Raw genomic sequence first — 14,516 nt, 5'->3', positions numbered from 1 at the left:
GGCGACCATCTGGAAACCTTGGTGCTCAGCGGCAGTGCGGCACGGCAAGGCACAGGCAACGCCCTGAACAATCGCATCACCGGCAGCGAGATCGCCAATCTGCTCGACGGCGGTGACGGCAACGACACGCTCGATGGCGGCGCGGGCGACGATACCCTGATCGGCGGCAGCGGAGCGGACAGCCTCGTCGGTGGCAGCGGAAACGACACCTACCTGGTCGACAGCAGCCTCGACCGCATCACCGAGCAGGCCGGTGCCGGCACCGACACCGTCATCAGCTCCGTCTCCTGGACCCTCGGCGCCAACCTCGAGAACCTCACCCTGTCAGGCTCCGCACTGACCGGCAACGGCAACACCCTCGACAACATCATCATCGGCAATGCCTTGGCCAACACATTGGCAGGCCAGGACGGCAACGACTGGATCGACGGCGGCAGTGGCGACAGTGCAGACACACTGCTCGGCGGGGCTGGCAACGACACGCTGGTCGGCAACGGTCTGGGCACCCTGATCCGCGGTGGCACGGGCAATGATGTCATCTCGGCGCGCACCGGTGCAGCCACCATCCTGTTCGACCGCGGCGATGGTCAGGACACCATCGGATCACGCCCTGACACCGCGTTCTTCGCCAACACGCTGCAGTTCGGTGCAGGCATCGCCAAGGCAGACGTCGACGTGAGGGTTTCCGGCAACGATCTGGTGCTGGGTCTGCGCGGCACGACCGACACTGTCACGCTGCAACAGTTCTATGCGCCCTCGCCCTTCAGCGGTGCAGACATAGGTACGCGCATGACCGGCGCGCAGATCGTGCGCTTCGCCGATGGCAGCCAATGGACGCTTGAAGACCTCAAGGCGATCGTCTTCGCTGGTACCGCCAGCAACGACTCGATTCGTGGCTCCTTTCTGGCCGACACCATCAGTGGCGGCGCTGGCAGCGACCTGCTGGAGGGGTTTGAGGGCAATGACTGGCTCGACGGCGGCCTGGGCAGCAACACGATTGATGGAGGCAGTGGCAATGACACGCTGATTGGCAGTTACAACGAAGACGATTTGCTGTTCGGAGGGGACGGCAATGACTCTCTGCATGGCCTGCAAGGCAACGACAGTCTCTACGGAGGTGCAGGCAACGACACACTCCGCGGCAACATGGGATCGCTGACCTTCCACGGAGGTGCGGGCAACGACATGCTCCAGACAGGTGGCATGGGGTCCATGACAGCCTATTTCGGCCGCGGAGATGGTCAAGACACCATCGGAGGACATGCCGACTGGGCCAATCCAGCCAACACACTGCAGTTCACTGGCAACATCAGCAAAGGCGACATCGAGCTGTCGGTGGTCAACAAGAATCTTGTGCTGAGTATCCGAGGCACGACCGATTCGGTGACGATCGACCAGTTCTACAACTCCAGTCACCCGTCAGGCGAAGGATTCAACATCGGTGGTGGCATGAGCGGCGTGCAGCAGGTGCGTTTCGCGGATGGCTCGTCCTGGACCCTGGATGACCTGAAAACCATCATCTTCTCCGGCACGACAGCCAACGACACCATCACCGGAAGTTTCCGTGACGACATGCTGTATGGCGGCAGTGGCAACGACACGCTGGCAGGCAGAGCAGGCAATGACTGGCTTGACGGTGGCACCGGCGCTGACTGGCTGGTCGGCGGCTCCGGCAACGACACCTACATCGTCGACAGCCTCCAGGATGGGGTCTTCGAATCTCCCTACGACTTCATGGAGACCGACACGGTCATCAGCAGCGTCAGCGGCTGGACCCTCGGCACCAACGTCGAGAACCTGATCCTGACAGGCCAGGCGCTGACCGGTACCGGCAATGAACTGGCCAACGTCATCACCGGCAACGATCTGGCCAACACGATCTACGGCCTGGACGGCAACGACTGGCTCGACGGCGGCTACGGCAGCAACACGATCGACGGCGGCGCAGGCAACGACACGATCATCGGCAGCATGATCCACGCCGACTCCATTCTCGGCGGCGACGGCAACGACTCCATCAACGGCGGTTTCGAAGGCGCCGACACGATCCTGGGCGGCGCGGGCAACGACACGATCTCCGCCAACGGCAACGCCATGATCACCGGCGGCACCGGCAACGATGTCCTGCGCAGCCTCGGCGCGAGCACCTTCGTCTTCAACCGCGGCGACGGCCAGGACGTGATCGGTGCACGCACCGACACCGCCTTCGGCAACAACACGCTCCAGTTCGGCGCCAGCATCACCCAGGCCGATGTCGCGGTCACGCTCTCCGGCAACGACCTCGTGCTGTCGCTACGCGGCACGACCGACTCGGTCACGCTGAACATGTACCGCAATCCGTGGGTGCCGATGCAGGGCGCCGATCTGGGCGGCCGGCTCTCGGGCGCTCAGATCGTGCGCTTCGCCGACGGCAGCCAGTGGGGCCCCGACGCGCTGCGCACCCTGGCCCTCACCGGCACCGCAGGCAATGATTCGATCCGCGGCTCCTACCTGGCCGACACGCTCAGCGGCATGGAGGGCAGCGACACGCTCCTGGGCTATGAAGGCGATGACTGGCTGGATGGCGGCTCGTGGATGGATGTCATGTATGGGGGTACAGGCAATGACACCTATGTCGTCAACCACATGTATGACCAGACGATCGAATTCGCCAGTGAAGGGACCGACACGGTCATCTCTTCAGTGACCGAATGGACTCTGAATGCCCATGTCGAGAATCTGACGATGATCGGCTCAGCATGGTTCGGGTATGGCAACGCTTCTGCCAACGTGATCGTCGGCAGCCAAAGATCCAACGAGCTGTACGGTCTGGACGGCGACGACACGATCTACGGAATGGGCGGCAACGACACCATCATCGGAGGTGCAGGAAACAACCAGGTCTACGGTGGTGATGGCAACGACACGGTCGCAGGCAACGATGGCAACGATCTTCTGAGCGGAGACAGCGGTGACGATCGACTCTATGCCGGCGGTGGCCAGAACACGCTGCAGGGAGGCACCGGCAACGACACGATCTGGGCCGGCGCCGGAGCGGACACCTACCTGTTCTCGCGCGGCGATGGCATCGATCTCGTCGTCGAATCGCAGAATGCGGGCGCCGCCAGCGACCAGCTCCTGTTCCAGTCCGGCATCGGTCACGACCAGCTCTGGCTGAGCCGCAGCGGCAACAACCTGCAGATCAGCGTGATCGGCACGTCGGACCAGGTGACGATCCAGGACTGGTATCTCGGCCAGGCCGGCCATGTCGAGCAGATCCGCACCAGCACTGGCCGCGTCCTGCTCGACACCAAGGTCGATGCGCTGGTCAGCGCGATGGCGGCGATGGTGCCGCCGGCAGCTGGACAGACCTCGCTGACAGCCGGCCAGCAGATGCTGCTCGCGCCGGTGCTGGCGGCCAGCTGGAGCTGAGGCCTCAGCCCTCGCGCACATCCGCCACCGGCTGCACGCCGAAGTCCGGCCGATCCAGCCAGGCCAGCACCTTGGCGGCGGCCGCGTCGGCGCTGTCGAGCAGGCCGGCCGACTGCAGATGCATGAAGCGGCCGTGGTCGGGAAATCCGGCCGGGTCGGCGCCGCGCAGCTGCACCTGCATGTCGGTGTCGATCACGCCCGGCGCCAGCGAGACGATGCGCGCAGGGTGCGCGCCGGCCGCTTCCTCCAGCGCGACCGCGCGGCTGAAATGGTCCATGCCGGCTTTGGCGGCGCAGTAGGCGGCGCTGCCGGCCATCGCGCGCCGGCCCAGGCCGGACGAGATGTTGAGCACCCGCACCTCGCCGCCGGCACGCGCCGCCCAGCCGGCGGTCGCGCCCAGCAGCGCGGCCGTCAGCAGCATCGGCGCCTCCAGGCCGACACGCAGCGCGGCCGACAGCGCGCCGGGCGCATCCTCGCCCAGCGGGCCGATGTGCGGGATCACGCCGGCGTTGTTGATCAGCGTGACGCGGCGCCAGCGCGCCGGCGGCTGCGTGGCCAGCCAGGCCGACAGCCGCGCGGCCGCAGCCGGCGCGTCGCTCAGGTCCAGCGGCCAGGCCAGGTGCTGGCTGCCGTGAGCGGTGGCCAGCGTGTCCAGCCCCGCATCGGGCTGGCGCGCGATGCCCACCAGCAGCAGGCCGGGGCCGGCCAGCAGGCGACGCGCCATCGCCAGCCCCAGGCCGCGCGAGGCGCCGGTCAGGATGACGAGATGATCAAGACGATCGAGCGGGCCGCAGGACGGTGCGGCGAGGGAGGAGGTCGGGTTCATGCCTGGATTGTCGGCCGGACCGCGTCGGACCCGGGTGCCTAGAATCACCCCCATGAGACCGATCGATCTTCCCTCCAGCACCCCGCCCGATCTCGCCGCGCGACTGCGGCGCAACCGCCCGAGCCGGCGCGATGCGCTCTGGCTGTTCGGCGCCAGCCTGGGGGCCGGCACGCTGTCGTCGGGCCTGTCGGGCTGCGCGGTCTCGCCGGTGACCGGCGAGCGCATCCTGGTCGGCATGAGCGAGGAGCAGGAGCGCCAGATCGACGCGCAGCAGGCGCCGCACCAGTTCTCGCAGGACCTCGGCGCGGTGCAGGACGACGAGGTCAACCGCTATGTCGGGACGGTCGGCCGCACGCTGCAGCAGCGCACCCAGCGCCGCGACATGCCCTACAGCTACCGCACGCTCAACGCCAACTACATCAACGCCTACACCTTTCCCGGCGGCGCGATGGGCGTGACCCGCGGCATCCTGGTGGAGCTGCAGGACGAATCGGAGCTGGCGGCGCTGCTCGGCCACGAGCTGGCGCATGTCAACGCGCGCCATGCGGCGCAGCGCCAGGGCCAGGCGCTGGTCGCGCAGGTGGCGGTGGTGTCGCTGGCGGCAGCCACCCAGGACTCGGCCTGGTCGCCGCTGGTGGGTCTGGGCTCGCAGCTCGGCGCCAGCGCGATGCTGGCGAGCTACTCGCGCGAGCATGAGCATCAGGCCGATGCGCTCGGCCAGGACTATCTGGTGCAGGCCGGCTATCCGGCCGAGGGCATGACCCGGCTGCACCAGCTGCTGGTCAGCCAGCACAAGGACAAGCCGGGCCTGCTGGAGACGATGTTTTCCTCGCACCCGATGAGCACCGACCGCATGGCCCGCGCGCAGGAGCTGGCCCGCACCCAGTACGCCGGCAGCCGCAGCGCACCGCGCCAGCGCGAGCGCTTCATGGACTCGACCGCCAGCCTGCGCCGCATTCGTCCGGCCATCCAGGCCTGCAAGAACGGCGAGCTGGCGATGGGCCGCAAGGCGCTCGGCGAGGCGCAGGGCCAGTTCGCCCAGGCGCTGAAGGTCGCCCCGCGCGACTACGCCGCCCATCTGCGCATGGGCCAGTGCCTGCAGGCCCAGGGCCAGGCCCGCGAGGCGCAGCGCCATGTCGAGACCGCCCGGGCGATCTACCCGCAGGAGGCGCAGGCGCACAAGCTGGCCGCGACCCTGCATCTGGGCCTGCGCGACCCCGGTGCGGCCTACGCCGCGCTGGAGCAGCACGACCGGGTGCTGCCAGGCGATCCGGGCGTGCTGTTCCTGAAGGCCGTCTCGCTCGACGGCATGGGCCAGGACCGCCGTGCGGCCGAGCACTATGCGCGCTTCCTGCAGATTAGCCGCCAGGGCGAGGCGGCGCAGTTCTCCGCCAACCGACTGAAAGCGATGGGCCATGTCGTCCGCTGAACCGACCGATCCGAATGTCTCCCCGCCCCCGGCGCCCCGCGTCGGCACCGGCCGGATGGTGGCGCTGCTGCTGCTGGGCACGCTGCTGTTCCTGGTCGTCGCGCTGATGGCGCCGTGGGCCTGGCAGCAGCTGCGCGGCGGACCGCCGCCGGCCGCCAGCGCCGACGCCGCCCGGCTGCTGCCCTGGCAGATCACGCCGCTGGGCGATGGCCTGACCGAGGTCTTCGGCGTCACGCCGGGGCGCGATCCGCTGGCGCGCATCGAGCGCAGCTGGCCGGCCGAGGCGGCCGAGATGAAGGTCGCGCTGGTGCGCGATCCGCAGGGCACGCTGACGCTGGAGGCCTATCTGGAGACGGTGCGCGCCGGCTTCGTGCAGGGCCGGCTGGTGCTGACCGGCGCGGCCGAAGCCGCCACGCTGCAGCGCTGGGCCGACCAGGCCACCGAGCGCGAACCCCAGCCCAGCGGCAGCTACCGGCTGACGCTGAGGTTCGACGATGCGATGCAGGCCCGGCAGGCCACGCTGGCCGCGCTGACCTTCCTGCCGGCCGCGCGCTTCGACGAGGCGGTGGCGCTGGAGCGCTTCGGACCGGCGCCGGAGCGCATCGGCTCGGCCGATGGCCAGGTGCATCTGCTCTACCCGGAGCGCGGCCTGGTGGTCTCGCTCGACCCGCAGGGCCGGGGCAAACCCGTGCTGCAGTATGTGGCTCCCCGGGACTTTGCCCGGCTGCGCGCACCGCTGGTGCGATGATCGCGGACACGTCGTCCAAAACTGAACGCCATGTCACTCTTCTCCTCCTACAACGCCCCTAGTCCCGCACCGACGCCGTCCGGCGCACCGGCACCCGCACCGTCGCCGATGTCCTCCTTCGGCCAGGCGCCGGTGCCCGGCGGCCGCATGGATGCGGTCGACTACGAGATCAAGGGCGCCGAGATGCAGTTCGTCGAGGTCGAGCTCGACCCCGGCGAGGCCGCGATCGGCGAGGCCGGCAGCCTGATGTTCATGGAGGGCGGCATCCAGATGGACACCGTCTTCGGCGACGGCGGTCGCCAGGAGGGCGGCTTCATGAGCAAGCTGCTCGGCGCGGGCAAGCGGCTGATCACCGGCGAGTCGCTGTTCACCACCGTCTACAGCAACCAGGCCCACGCCAAGCAGCGCGTCGCCTTCGCCGCACCCTATCCCGGCAAGATCCTGCCGATGGACCTGCGCCAGCTCGGCGGGATGCTGATCTGCCAGAAGGATTCCTTCCTGTGCGCGGCGCGCGGCGTCTCGCTGGGCATCCACTTCCAGCAGAAGCTCTCGGTGGGATTCTTCGGCGGCGAGGGCTTCATCATGCAGAAGCTCGAGGGCGACGGTCTGGCCTTCGTGCATGCCGGCGGCACGGTGCTGCGCCGCGAGCTGCGCCACGGCGAAACGCTGCTGATCGACACCGGCTGCGTCGTGGCCTACACGCCGAACGTGGACTTCGAGATCCAGTACGTCGGCAAGATCAAGACGGCGCTCTTCGGCGGCGAGGGCCTGTTCTTCGCGAAGATGACCGGCCCGGGCACGGTGTGGCTGCAGAGCCTGCCGTTCTCGCGCCTGGCCAGCCGGGTGTTTGCCGCCGCGCCGCAGACCGGCGGCTCGTCGAGCGACGAGGGCTCGCTGCTCGGCGGTTTCCTCGGCGGCAACCGCTGAGGCGCACCCGGCGCCCCAGCGAGATCAGCGCACCACCAGCACCGGCACGGTGCTGTGGGTCAGCACCTTCTGGGTCTCGCTGCCCAGCAGCAGCGCGGCCACGCCGCGGCGGCCGTGCGAGGCCATGACGATCAGGTCGGCGCCCTGGTCCTTGCCGAAGTCGATGATGGACTCCCACGGATGGGCGGCCTCGACCGCCGCCGCCAGGCATTCGACGCCGGCGGCGGCACAGGCCGCCTTGACCTGATCGAGATGCTTGACCGCGATGCGCTCCTGCGCATCGAAGAACTCCTGCGGCGGGATCGGCTGCATCTCGGTGATCGCGCTGTACGGGAAGGGCTCCTTGACCGCCAGCGTCAGCAGCGTCGCGCCGAAGGCCCGGGCCATCGTCACCGCGGTCTCGACCGCCTTGGCGGTGATCTCCGAGCCGTCGGTCGGCACCAGGATGCGCTTGTACATGGACATGATCGGAACTCCTGCGGACTGGAAAGCAAAAGGGGTGAACCGATCATGCGCCGCACGGCCAGGCGCGGCTTGAGCTTCATCAAGAACCGCACCGACGGCAAGGACGGCAAGGGCAGCGTCAGCCTTGCGCCACCGGCCGCGCCGGGTCGCGGCACCACTCGCTCCACGAGCCCGCATAGAGTGCGCCGCCGGGCAGGCCGGCCACCGCCATCGCCAGCAGGTTGTGGCAGGCGGTCACGCCCGAGCCGCACTGGTGCACCACCGGACGCGCGCCGGCCAGGCCCTGGAAGGCCGCACGCAACGCCTCGGGCGGCAGGAAGCGGCCGTCCGGCCCGAGGTTGGCGCTGAAGGGGCGGTTCAGCGCACCGGGAATGTGGCCGGCCACCGGATCGAGCGGCTCGACATCGCCGCGGTAGCGCTCGGGCGCACGCGCATCCAGCAGCGCGACGCGGCCCAGCTGCGCCGCCAGCGCGTCGGCGGTCAGGCGCAGGCCCTCCGGCTCGGGTCCGAGCGGCCAGGCGGGCCCAGGCGCGGCGGGCGCGACCTCGCCCGGCTCCAGCGCGCCGCCGGCCGCGCGCCATGCGGCCAGGCCGCCGTCGAGCACCCGCACGTCGCGCGCGCCGATCCAGCGCAGCATCCACCAGGCGCGCGCGGCGAACATGCCGCCCTGCGCGTCGACCAGCACCACCGGCGTGTCCGGCGTCAGGCCGAGCCGTGCGGCGGTGGCGGCGAAGACCTCGCGCGTCGGCAGCGGATGGCGGCCGCCGCACAGCGCGGGCACGCCGTCCTTGGCGCTCAGGTCGCGATCCAGGTGCAGGTAGTGCGCGCCGGGCAGATGAGCCTCGCGCCAGGCGGCCTCGCCGGCGTCCGGCCGGGCCAGGTCGAAGCGCACGTCGAACACGCGCACACGGCCGAGCGCAGCCTTCAGCGCCTCGGCGGAGATCAGCGGAGAGGAGAAGTCGGGGGAGATCGTCATGGTGTGGGGCGGCAGGATCAGGACTCGAGATCGGGCGGCAGCGTGTCGGAGGCACCGCGGCGCGGCGCGGCACCGGCATGGCGCAGCCGGGTGGCGACGATACCCGAGCCCACCACCATCGCCATGCCCAGCAGTGCCAGCGGATGGACCGGATCGTCGAACAGCAGCACGCCCCAGGCAAAGGAGAAGGCGATGCCCAGGTACTGCAGGCTGGCATTGACCAGCGGCCGGCCGATCGAGAAGGCGCGGGTCATCGCCAGCTGCGCGGCGGTGGCGAACACGCCCACCGCCAGCACCAGCAGCAGGCCGCGCAGGTCATGGCCGCCGCTGGGGCCGCCCTGCAGCAGCGTCAGCGCCAGGCCTGCGAGCGTGCCGGCGCAGGAGAAATAGAAGACCACCCGCGTCTCAGGCTCGCCGGCGCGGCCCAGCGCGGTGATCTGCAGATAGGCCAGCGCCGAGAGCATGCCCGAGAACAGCCCCACGACGCCGAACCAGAGCTGGTCGCGGTCGATGCTCGGGCGCAGGATCGCCGCCACGCCGACGAAGCCGGCCAGCACGGTCGCCACCAGCCGCGCATCCACCCGCGCGCCGCCCAGCAGCACCGAGCCGCCGATCAGGAACATCGCCATCCAGATCGGCGACATGTAGTTGAGCGTCATCGCGGTGGCCAGCGGCAGACCGCTGATCGCGTAGAACCACAGGCACAGCGCCGACACGCCGACGATGCCACGCCACAGGTGCATGCCCGGCACGGCGGTGCGCAGCGACTGCCTGCGCGCGCGCACCAGCACCGCCATCACCACCGCGCCGACCAGGCCGCGGTACATCACGATCTCGCCGGTGCCGAACTGCGTGCTGGCGAGCTTGACGCACACCCCCATCAGCGAAAAAAGAAGGGAGGCCAGGACCATCAGCATCGGAGCATTCATGCCCGGCATGCTAACGGCCCGGGCCTCCCCGGGTGCGGCGACGTGCGGCGGCCGTCAGGGGCCGCAGGCAGCGATCAGTGCGCGAACATCAGTCCTTGAAGTCCATGACGCGGCGATACCACTCGTGGAAGTGCTGCATGCCATCCTCCATCGGGCTCTGGTAGGGGCCGACCTCGTTGTCGCCGCGCTCCATCAGCGCGCGGCGGCCGGCGTCCATGCGCTCGGCGATCTCGTCGTCCTCGATGCAGGTCTCCATGTAGGCGGCCTGCTGGGCCTCGATGTACTCGGGCTCGAAGGCGGCGATCTCTTCGGGGTAGTAGAACTCCACCGTGTTGAGCGTCTTCTCCGGGCTGATCGGATGCACGGTCGAGACCGTGAGCACGTTCGGGTACCACTCGATCATGATGTGCGGGTAGTAGGTCAGCCAGATCGCGCCGTGCTTCGGCGCCACGCCGCCCTGGAAGCGGCGCACCTGCTCATGCCAGCGCTCGTAGACCTTGCTGCCCGGCCGGCCCAGCGCCTCGCCGATGCCCGGCGCGGTGCCGACGGTCTGCACCGAGTAGTCCCGCCCCATCTCCCAGCGCAGGTCGTCGCAGGTGACGAAGTTGCCCAGCCCCGGATGGAACGGACCGACGTGGTAGTCCTCCAGATAGACCTCGATGAAGGTCTTCCAGTTGTAGTTGCACTCGTGCTGGATGACGTTGTGGAACTGGTAGCCCTCGAAGTTGAGGACATCCTTCGGGCCCAGGTTCGCCAGGTCGGCGGCGATGTCGCGGCCGTTGTCCTCGAAGACCAGGCCGTTCCAGGTGCGCACCGGATAGTTGCGCAGGTTCAGGCACGGATCCTCGCTGAAGTGCGGCGCACCGATCAGCTTGCCGCCCAGGTCGTAGGTCCAGCGGTGCAGCGGGCACACCAGGTTGCCGCCGGTGTTGCCGCGGCCCTTGAGCATGACCGCCTGACGGTGGCGGCAGACATTGGAGACCAGCTCGACGCCCTTGTCGGTGCGGATCAGCGCGCGGCCCTCGCGTTCCTGCGCAAGCGCATGGAAATCACCCCGCGCCGGGACCATCAGCTCGTGCCCGACATAGCGGGGACCGGCATCGAAGATGAGTTTCATCTCCTGCTCGTAGAGCGCCGGGTCGAAATAGCTGGTCACCGGAAGTTGGGTGCGGCTGCGAAGGAGAGCTTGCTGTGTGCTCAGGTCGGACATGATCCCCAGGATCTCCAAAAATCCATGTCGAACCACCACCCCACGGAAATGGTCCCAGACCACTGGGCGCCTGCCCCATGCTGGAAACATGGGAGGCATGAGTGCAGCGGCATGCTGCCGGACCGGGGTGGGCGGTGTCGCCCAGGGCGAACCTGACATTGTAGCCGAGCTCATCGATCGCGCTGCCCACGTGGCGTCCATGCCCCCGCTGCGTCTGCGTGTGTCGACCGGATACAACATGCGACGATCTTTCGGCTTGCCTGAGGGAGCGGCCTCATCGTCACCGGCGCGTCACCCACGATGCACGGTGACAGCAGGAGCGGCCCTCTACAATCGAGCCCTTTCCCCCAGACGCCATGCCCAAGAGCGCCTCCGCCCCCTCCTCCCCCAGCGCCCGCGAGCCCGAGAGCTATGAAAGCGCGCTGGCCGAACTCGATCGGCTGGTGCAGTCGATGGAGTCCGCCCAGCTGCCGCTCGACCAGCTGCTCGACGGCTACCGTCGCGGCGCCGAGCTGCTCGGCTTCTGCCGTGCCCGGCTCGACGAGGTGGAGCAGCAGGTGAGGATGCTCGACGACGGGCAGCTCAAACCCTGGAGCGATCCCTCATGAAGCGCCCTGCCTTCGATGACTGGGTGGCTGCGCAGCTGACAGCGGTCGAGACCGCGCTGAGCACCCATGTCCGCGCAGATGCCCCGGCCAGCCTCGGACTGGCGATGCGCTACGGCGTGCTCGACGGCGGCAAGCGCCTGCGCCCGCTGCTGGTGCTGGCTGCGGCAGAGGCCGTCGGCGGCCATGCCGAAGCGGCGATGCGCGCGGCCTGCGCGGTCGAGCTGATCCACGCCTACTCGCTGATCCACGACGACATGCCGTGCATGGACAACGACGTGCTGCGTCGCGGCAAGCCGACGGTGCATGTCGAGTTCGGCGAGGCCCAGGCCATGCTGGCCGGCGACGCGATGCAGGCGCTGGCCTTCGAGGTGCTGACTCCACCGGCCGAGGACGGCCGCGACCGGGTGCCCCCGGCGCTGCAAGCGCGGCTGTGCAGCCTGCTGGCGCGTGCCTCCGGTGTCGAGGGCATGGCCGGCGGGCAGGCGATCGACCTGGCCAGCGTCGGCCGCCCGCTCACCGAGCCGCAGCTGCAGGACATGCACCGCCGCAAGACCGGCGCACTGCTGCAGGCCAGCGTGATGATGGGCGCGGCCTGTGGCGAGCTGCCCGGACGCGCCGCCGCGGCGCTGTCGGACTACGGCTGGGCGATCGGCCTGGCCTTCCAGGTGGTCGACGACATTCTTGACTGCACCCAGGACTCCGAGGTGCTGGGCAAGACCGCCGGCAAGGACGCCGACCAGAACAAGCCGACCTATGTCTCGCTGCTCGGCCTCGAGGGTGCCCGCGCCCGCGCCGTCGCGCTGCATGCCCGCGCGCGCGCCGCGCTCGAGACCAGCGACCTGCCCGACACCTCGACGCTGGCGGTCCTGGCCGACCGCGTCATCGACCGCGTCTCCTGATGCCCTGACGCGCCGACGCGCCCTTCGACGGATCCCTCGCGATGACCCTGCCTACTCCGCTGCTCGACCGCATCCAGTCCCCGGCCGATGTGCGTGCCCTGTCCCGGCCCGAGCTCAAGCAGCTCGCCACCGAGGTGCGCGACTACCTGCTGCGCAATGTGGCCCGCACCGGCGGCCACCTGTCGTCCAACCTCGGCACCGTCGAGCTGACGATCGCGCTGCACCATGTCTTCGACACGCCGGACGACCGCCTGGTCTGGGACGTCGGCCACCAGACCTATCCGCACAAGATCCTGACCGGCCGCAAGGAGCGCTTCCCGACGCTGCGCCAGGCCGGCGGCCTGTCGGGCTTCCCCAAGCGCGACGAGAGCGAGTACGACGCCTTCGGCACCGCGCACTCCTCGACCTCGATCTCGGCGGCGCTGGGCATGGCGCTGGGCGCACAGCTCAAGGGCGAGAGCCGCCACTGCGTGGCCATCATCGGCGACGGCGCGATGACCGCCGGCATGGCCTTCGAGGCACTGAACAACGGCGGCATGCCGCACGCCGGCCGCGTGCCCAATCTGCTGGTGGTCCTGAACGACAACGACATGTCGATCAGCCCGCCGGTCGGCGCGCTGAACAAGTACCTCGCGCGGCTGATGAGCGGACGCTTCTACGCCGCCGCGCGCGAGAGCGCCAAGCAGGTGCTGAGGAACGCGCCGCCGCTGCTGGAGCTGGCGCGCCGCTTCGAGGAGCACGCCAAGGGCATGGTGGTGCCGGGCACGATCTTCGAGGAGTTCGGCTTCAACTATGTCGGCCCGATCGACGGCCATGACCTCGACGCGCTGGTCCCGATGCTGGAGAACCTGCGCGACCGCAAGGGCGCGCAGTTCCTGCATGTCGTCACCAAGAAGGGCTACGGCTACAAGCTCGCCGAAGCCGATCCGATCGCCTATCACGGCCCCGGCAAGTTCGATCCGGCCGTCGGCCTGGTCAAGCCGGCCGTCGCCCCGAAGACGACCTTCACGCAGGTCTTCGGCCAGTGGCTGTGCGACATGGCCGCCGCCGACATGAAGCTGGTGGGCATCACCCCGGCGATGCGCGAGGGCTCCGGCATGGTCGAGTTCCACAAGCGCTTCCCGGCCCGCTACCACGATGTCGGCATCGCCGAGCAGCATGCGGTGACCTTCGCCGGCGGCATGGCCTGCGAGGGCCTCAAGCCGGTGGTCGCCATCTACTCGACCTTCCTGCAGCGCGCCTACGACCAGCTGATCCATGACGTGGCGCTGCAGAACCTCGACGTGGTCTTCGCGCTGGACCGCGCCGGCCTGGTCGGCGCCGACGGCGCGACGCACGCCGGCGCCTACGACATCGCCTTCGTGCGCTGCATCCCGAACATGGCGATGCTGACCCCCTCCGACGAGTCCGAGCTGCGCCGCGCGCTGACCACCGCCTACCGCCACGGCGGCCCGGTGGCGGTGCGCTACCCGCGCGGCAGCGGCATCGGCGCCGAGGCCGGCCGCGAGTTCGACGAGATCGAATGGGGCAAGGGCGTGGTGCGCCGCGAATCGACGCAGGCTGCTGCCGGCCGCGCGGCCGGCAGCCGGCGCGTCGCCATCCTGGCCTTCGGCACGCTGCTGCATCCGGCGCTGGCCGCGGCCGAGAAGCTCGACGCGACGGTGGCCGACATGCGCTTCGTCAAGCCGATCGACGGCGCGCTGGTCGAGCAGCTCGCCCGCAGCCACGACGCGCTGGTGACGATCGAGGAAGGCTGCGTGACGGGCGGCGCCGGCTCCGCGGTCACCGAGCATCTGAATGCGCTCGGCCTGACGGTGCCGGTGCTGCAGCTCGGCCTGCCCGACCGCTTCATCGATCACGGCGATCCGGCGGTGCTGCTGTCGCAGTGCGGCCTGGATGCCGCCGGCATCGAGCGCGCGATCACCGAACGATTCATCAACCCGCCGACCACGCTGCGCACCGTGGTCAATGGTTGAACACGGCTGAACACGGTTGAAGTCAACCGCGGATGCACCGGACAAACCCTGATCCCGCGCGGATTCGGTTATCCTCGGCACCTTTGCTCGCCCCACTTTCACTTGCCACAGG

The 14,516-nt window shown here is 69.3% G+C and carries 12 protein-coding genes; 7 read left to right on the top strand and 5 right to left on the bottom strand.

Annotated features, from left to right (window positions below; translation table 11 throughout):
* Positions 1 to 21: 21 nt before the first annotated feature.
* Positions 22 to 3,411 carry a calcium-binding protein gene (locus HZU84_RS21015; RefSeq protein ID WP_219340975.1) on the top strand — a complete coding sequence of 1,130 codons (3,390 nt, stop codon included), beginning with the start codon at positions 22 to 24 and terminating at the stop codon, positions 3,409 to 3,411.
* Positions 3,412 to 3,415: 4 nt separating this feature from the next.
* Here the strand turns inward: HZU84_RS21015 and HZU84_RS16545 are convergent, their stop codons facing one another.
* Positions 3,416 to 4,237: an SDR family NAD(P)-dependent oxidoreductase gene (locus tag HZU84_RS16545; protein WP_149502639.1), complete on the bottom strand. Its 822-nt coding sequence runs from the start codon at positions 4,235 to 4,237 to the stop codon at positions 3,416 to 3,418.
* A 52-nt stretch (positions 4,238 to 4,289) separates the two neighbouring features.
* On the opposite strand from HZU84_RS16545, the gene HZU84_RS16540 reads away from it, so the two are divergent.
* From HZU84_RS16540 to HZU84_RS16530, 3 genes are all read left to right on the top strand, one after another.
* Positions 4,290 to 5,666: a M48 family metalloprotease gene (locus HZU84_RS16540; protein WP_149502638.1), complete on the top strand. Its 1,377-nt coding sequence runs from the start codon at positions 4,290 to 4,292 to the stop codon at positions 5,664 to 5,666.
* Positions 5,653 to 6,414, top strand: coding sequence for a hypothetical protein (locus tag HZU84_RS16535; protein ID WP_149502637.1), 762 nt, complete (start codon positions 5,653 to 5,655; stop codon positions 6,412 to 6,414). The genes HZU84_RS16540 and HZU84_RS16535 overlap by 14 nt, the downstream gene beginning before the upstream one ends.
* Positions 6,415 to 6,561: 147 nt before the next feature.
* Positions 6,562 to 7,341 (top strand): TIGR00266 family protein, encoded by a 780-nt coding sequence (locus HZU84_RS16530; protein WP_149505141.1) that lies wholly within the window; start codon positions 6,562 to 6,564, stop codon positions 7,339 to 7,341.
* Between the two features lie 24 nt (positions 7,342 to 7,365).
* Here the strand turns inward: HZU84_RS16530 and HZU84_RS16525 are convergent, their stop codons facing one another.
* From HZU84_RS16525 to HZU84_RS16510, 4 genes are all read right to left on the bottom strand, one after another.
* Positions 7,366 to 7,800, bottom strand: coding sequence for a universal stress protein (locus HZU84_RS16525; protein ID WP_149505140.1), 435 nt, complete (start codon positions 7,798 to 7,800; stop codon positions 7,366 to 7,368).
* 124 nt (positions 7,801 to 7,924) lie between these two features.
* The gene (locus HZU84_RS16520; RefSeq protein WP_149502636.1) at positions 7,925 to 8,782 is read right to left on the bottom strand and encodes a sulfurtransferase; all 858 of its coding nucleotides are present in this window, start codon (positions 8,780 to 8,782) and stop codon (positions 7,925 to 7,927) included.
* A 17-nt stretch (positions 8,783 to 8,799) separates the two neighbouring features.
* Positions 8,800 to 9,711: a DMT family transporter gene (locus HZU84_RS16515; RefSeq protein WP_149502635.1), complete on the bottom strand. Its 912-nt coding sequence runs from the start codon at positions 9,709 to 9,711 to the stop codon at positions 8,800 to 8,802.
* Positions 9,712 to 9,799: 88 nt separating this feature from the next.
* Positions 9,800 to 10,921 carry an aromatic ring-hydroxylating oxygenase subunit alpha gene (locus tag HZU84_RS16510; protein ID WP_149502634.1) on the bottom strand — a complete coding sequence of 374 codons (1,122 nt, stop codon included), beginning with the start codon at positions 10,919 to 10,921 and terminating at the stop codon, positions 9,800 to 9,802.
* Between the two features lie 356 nt (positions 10,922 to 11,277).
* Here HZU84_RS16510 and xseB point away from each other — a divergent pair, with 356 nt between their 5' ends.
* The 3 genes from xseB to dxs are packed head-to-tail and all read left to right on the top strand — an operon-like array spanning position 11,278 to position 14,404.
* Positions 11,278 to 11,529: an exodeoxyribonuclease VII small subunit gene (gene xseB, locus HZU84_RS16505; protein WP_149502633.1), complete on the top strand. Its 252-nt coding sequence runs from the start codon at positions 11,278 to 11,280 to the stop codon at positions 11,527 to 11,529.
* Positions 11,526 to 12,428: a polyprenyl synthetase family protein gene (locus tag HZU84_RS16500; RefSeq protein WP_149502632.1), complete on the top strand. Its 903-nt coding sequence runs from the start codon at positions 11,526 to 11,528 to the stop codon at positions 12,426 to 12,428. Before xseB ends, HZU84_RS16500 begins: the two co-directional genes overlap by 4 nt.
* 41 nt (positions 12,429 to 12,469) lie before the next feature.
* Entirely contained in the window at positions 12,470 to 14,404 is a 1,935-nt protein-coding gene (dxs, locus tag HZU84_RS16495) for a 1-deoxy-D-xylulose-5-phosphate synthase (RefSeq protein ID WP_149502631.1), read from the top strand.
* The last annotated feature ends 112 nt before the right edge of the window (positions 14,405 to 14,516 follow it).

Source organism: Sphaerotilus sulfidivorans, from assembly GCF_013426975.1.
Taxonomy (GTDB): domain Bacteria; phylum Pseudomonadota; class Gammaproteobacteria; order Burkholderiales; family Burkholderiaceae_C; genus Sphaerotilus; species Sphaerotilus sulfidivorans.
This window is presented reverse-complemented; position numbering and strand designations above follow the sequence as displayed.

What these genes read in the sequence shown, in the direction of transcription:
- HZU84_RS16525 (WP_149505140.1), bottom strand. Translation starts at nt 7,800, where the DNA reads ATGTACAAGCGCATCCTGGTGCCGACCGACGGCTCGGAGATCACCGCC.
- dxs (WP_149502631.1), top strand. Translation starts at nt 12,470, where the DNA reads ATGACCCTGCCTACTCCGCTGCTCGACCGCATCCAGTCCCCGGCCGAT.
- HZU84_RS16510 (WP_149502634.1), bottom strand. Translation starts at nt 10,921, where the DNA reads ATGTCCGACCTGAGCACACAGCAAGCTCTCCTTCGCAGCCGCACCCAA.
- HZU84_RS16500 (WP_149502632.1), top strand. Translation starts at nt 11,526, where the DNA reads ATGAAGCGCCCTGCCTTCGATGACTGGGTGGCTGCGCAGCTGACAGCG.
- HZU84_RS16520 (WP_149502636.1), bottom strand. Translation starts at nt 8,782, where the DNA reads ATGACGATCTCCCCCGACTTCTCCTCTCCGCTGATCTCCGCCGAGGCG.
- xseB (WP_149502633.1), top strand. Translation starts at nt 11,278, where the DNA reads ATGCCCAAGAGCGCCTCCGCCCCCTCCTCCCCCAGCGCCCGCGAGCCC.
- HZU84_RS16515 (WP_149502635.1), bottom strand. Translation starts at nt 9,711, where the DNA reads ATGAATGCTCCGATGCTGATGGTCCTGGCCTCCCTTCTTTTTTCGCTG.
- HZU84_RS16535 (WP_149502637.1), top strand. Translation starts at nt 5,653, where the DNA reads ATGTCGTCCGCTGAACCGACCGATCCGAATGTCTCCCCGCCCCCGGCG.
- HZU84_RS16545 (WP_149502639.1), bottom strand. Translation starts at nt 4,237, where the DNA reads ATGAACCCGACCTCCTCCCTCGCCGCACCGTCCTGCGGCCCGCTCGAT.
- HZU84_RS16530 (WP_149505141.1), top strand. Translation starts at nt 6,562, where the DNA reads ATGGATGCGGTCGACTACGAGATCAAGGGCGCCGAGATGCAGTTCGTC.
- HZU84_RS16540 (WP_149502638.1), top strand. Translation starts at nt 4,290, where the DNA reads ATGAGACCGATCGATCTTCCCTCCAGCACCCCGCCCGATCTCGCCGCG.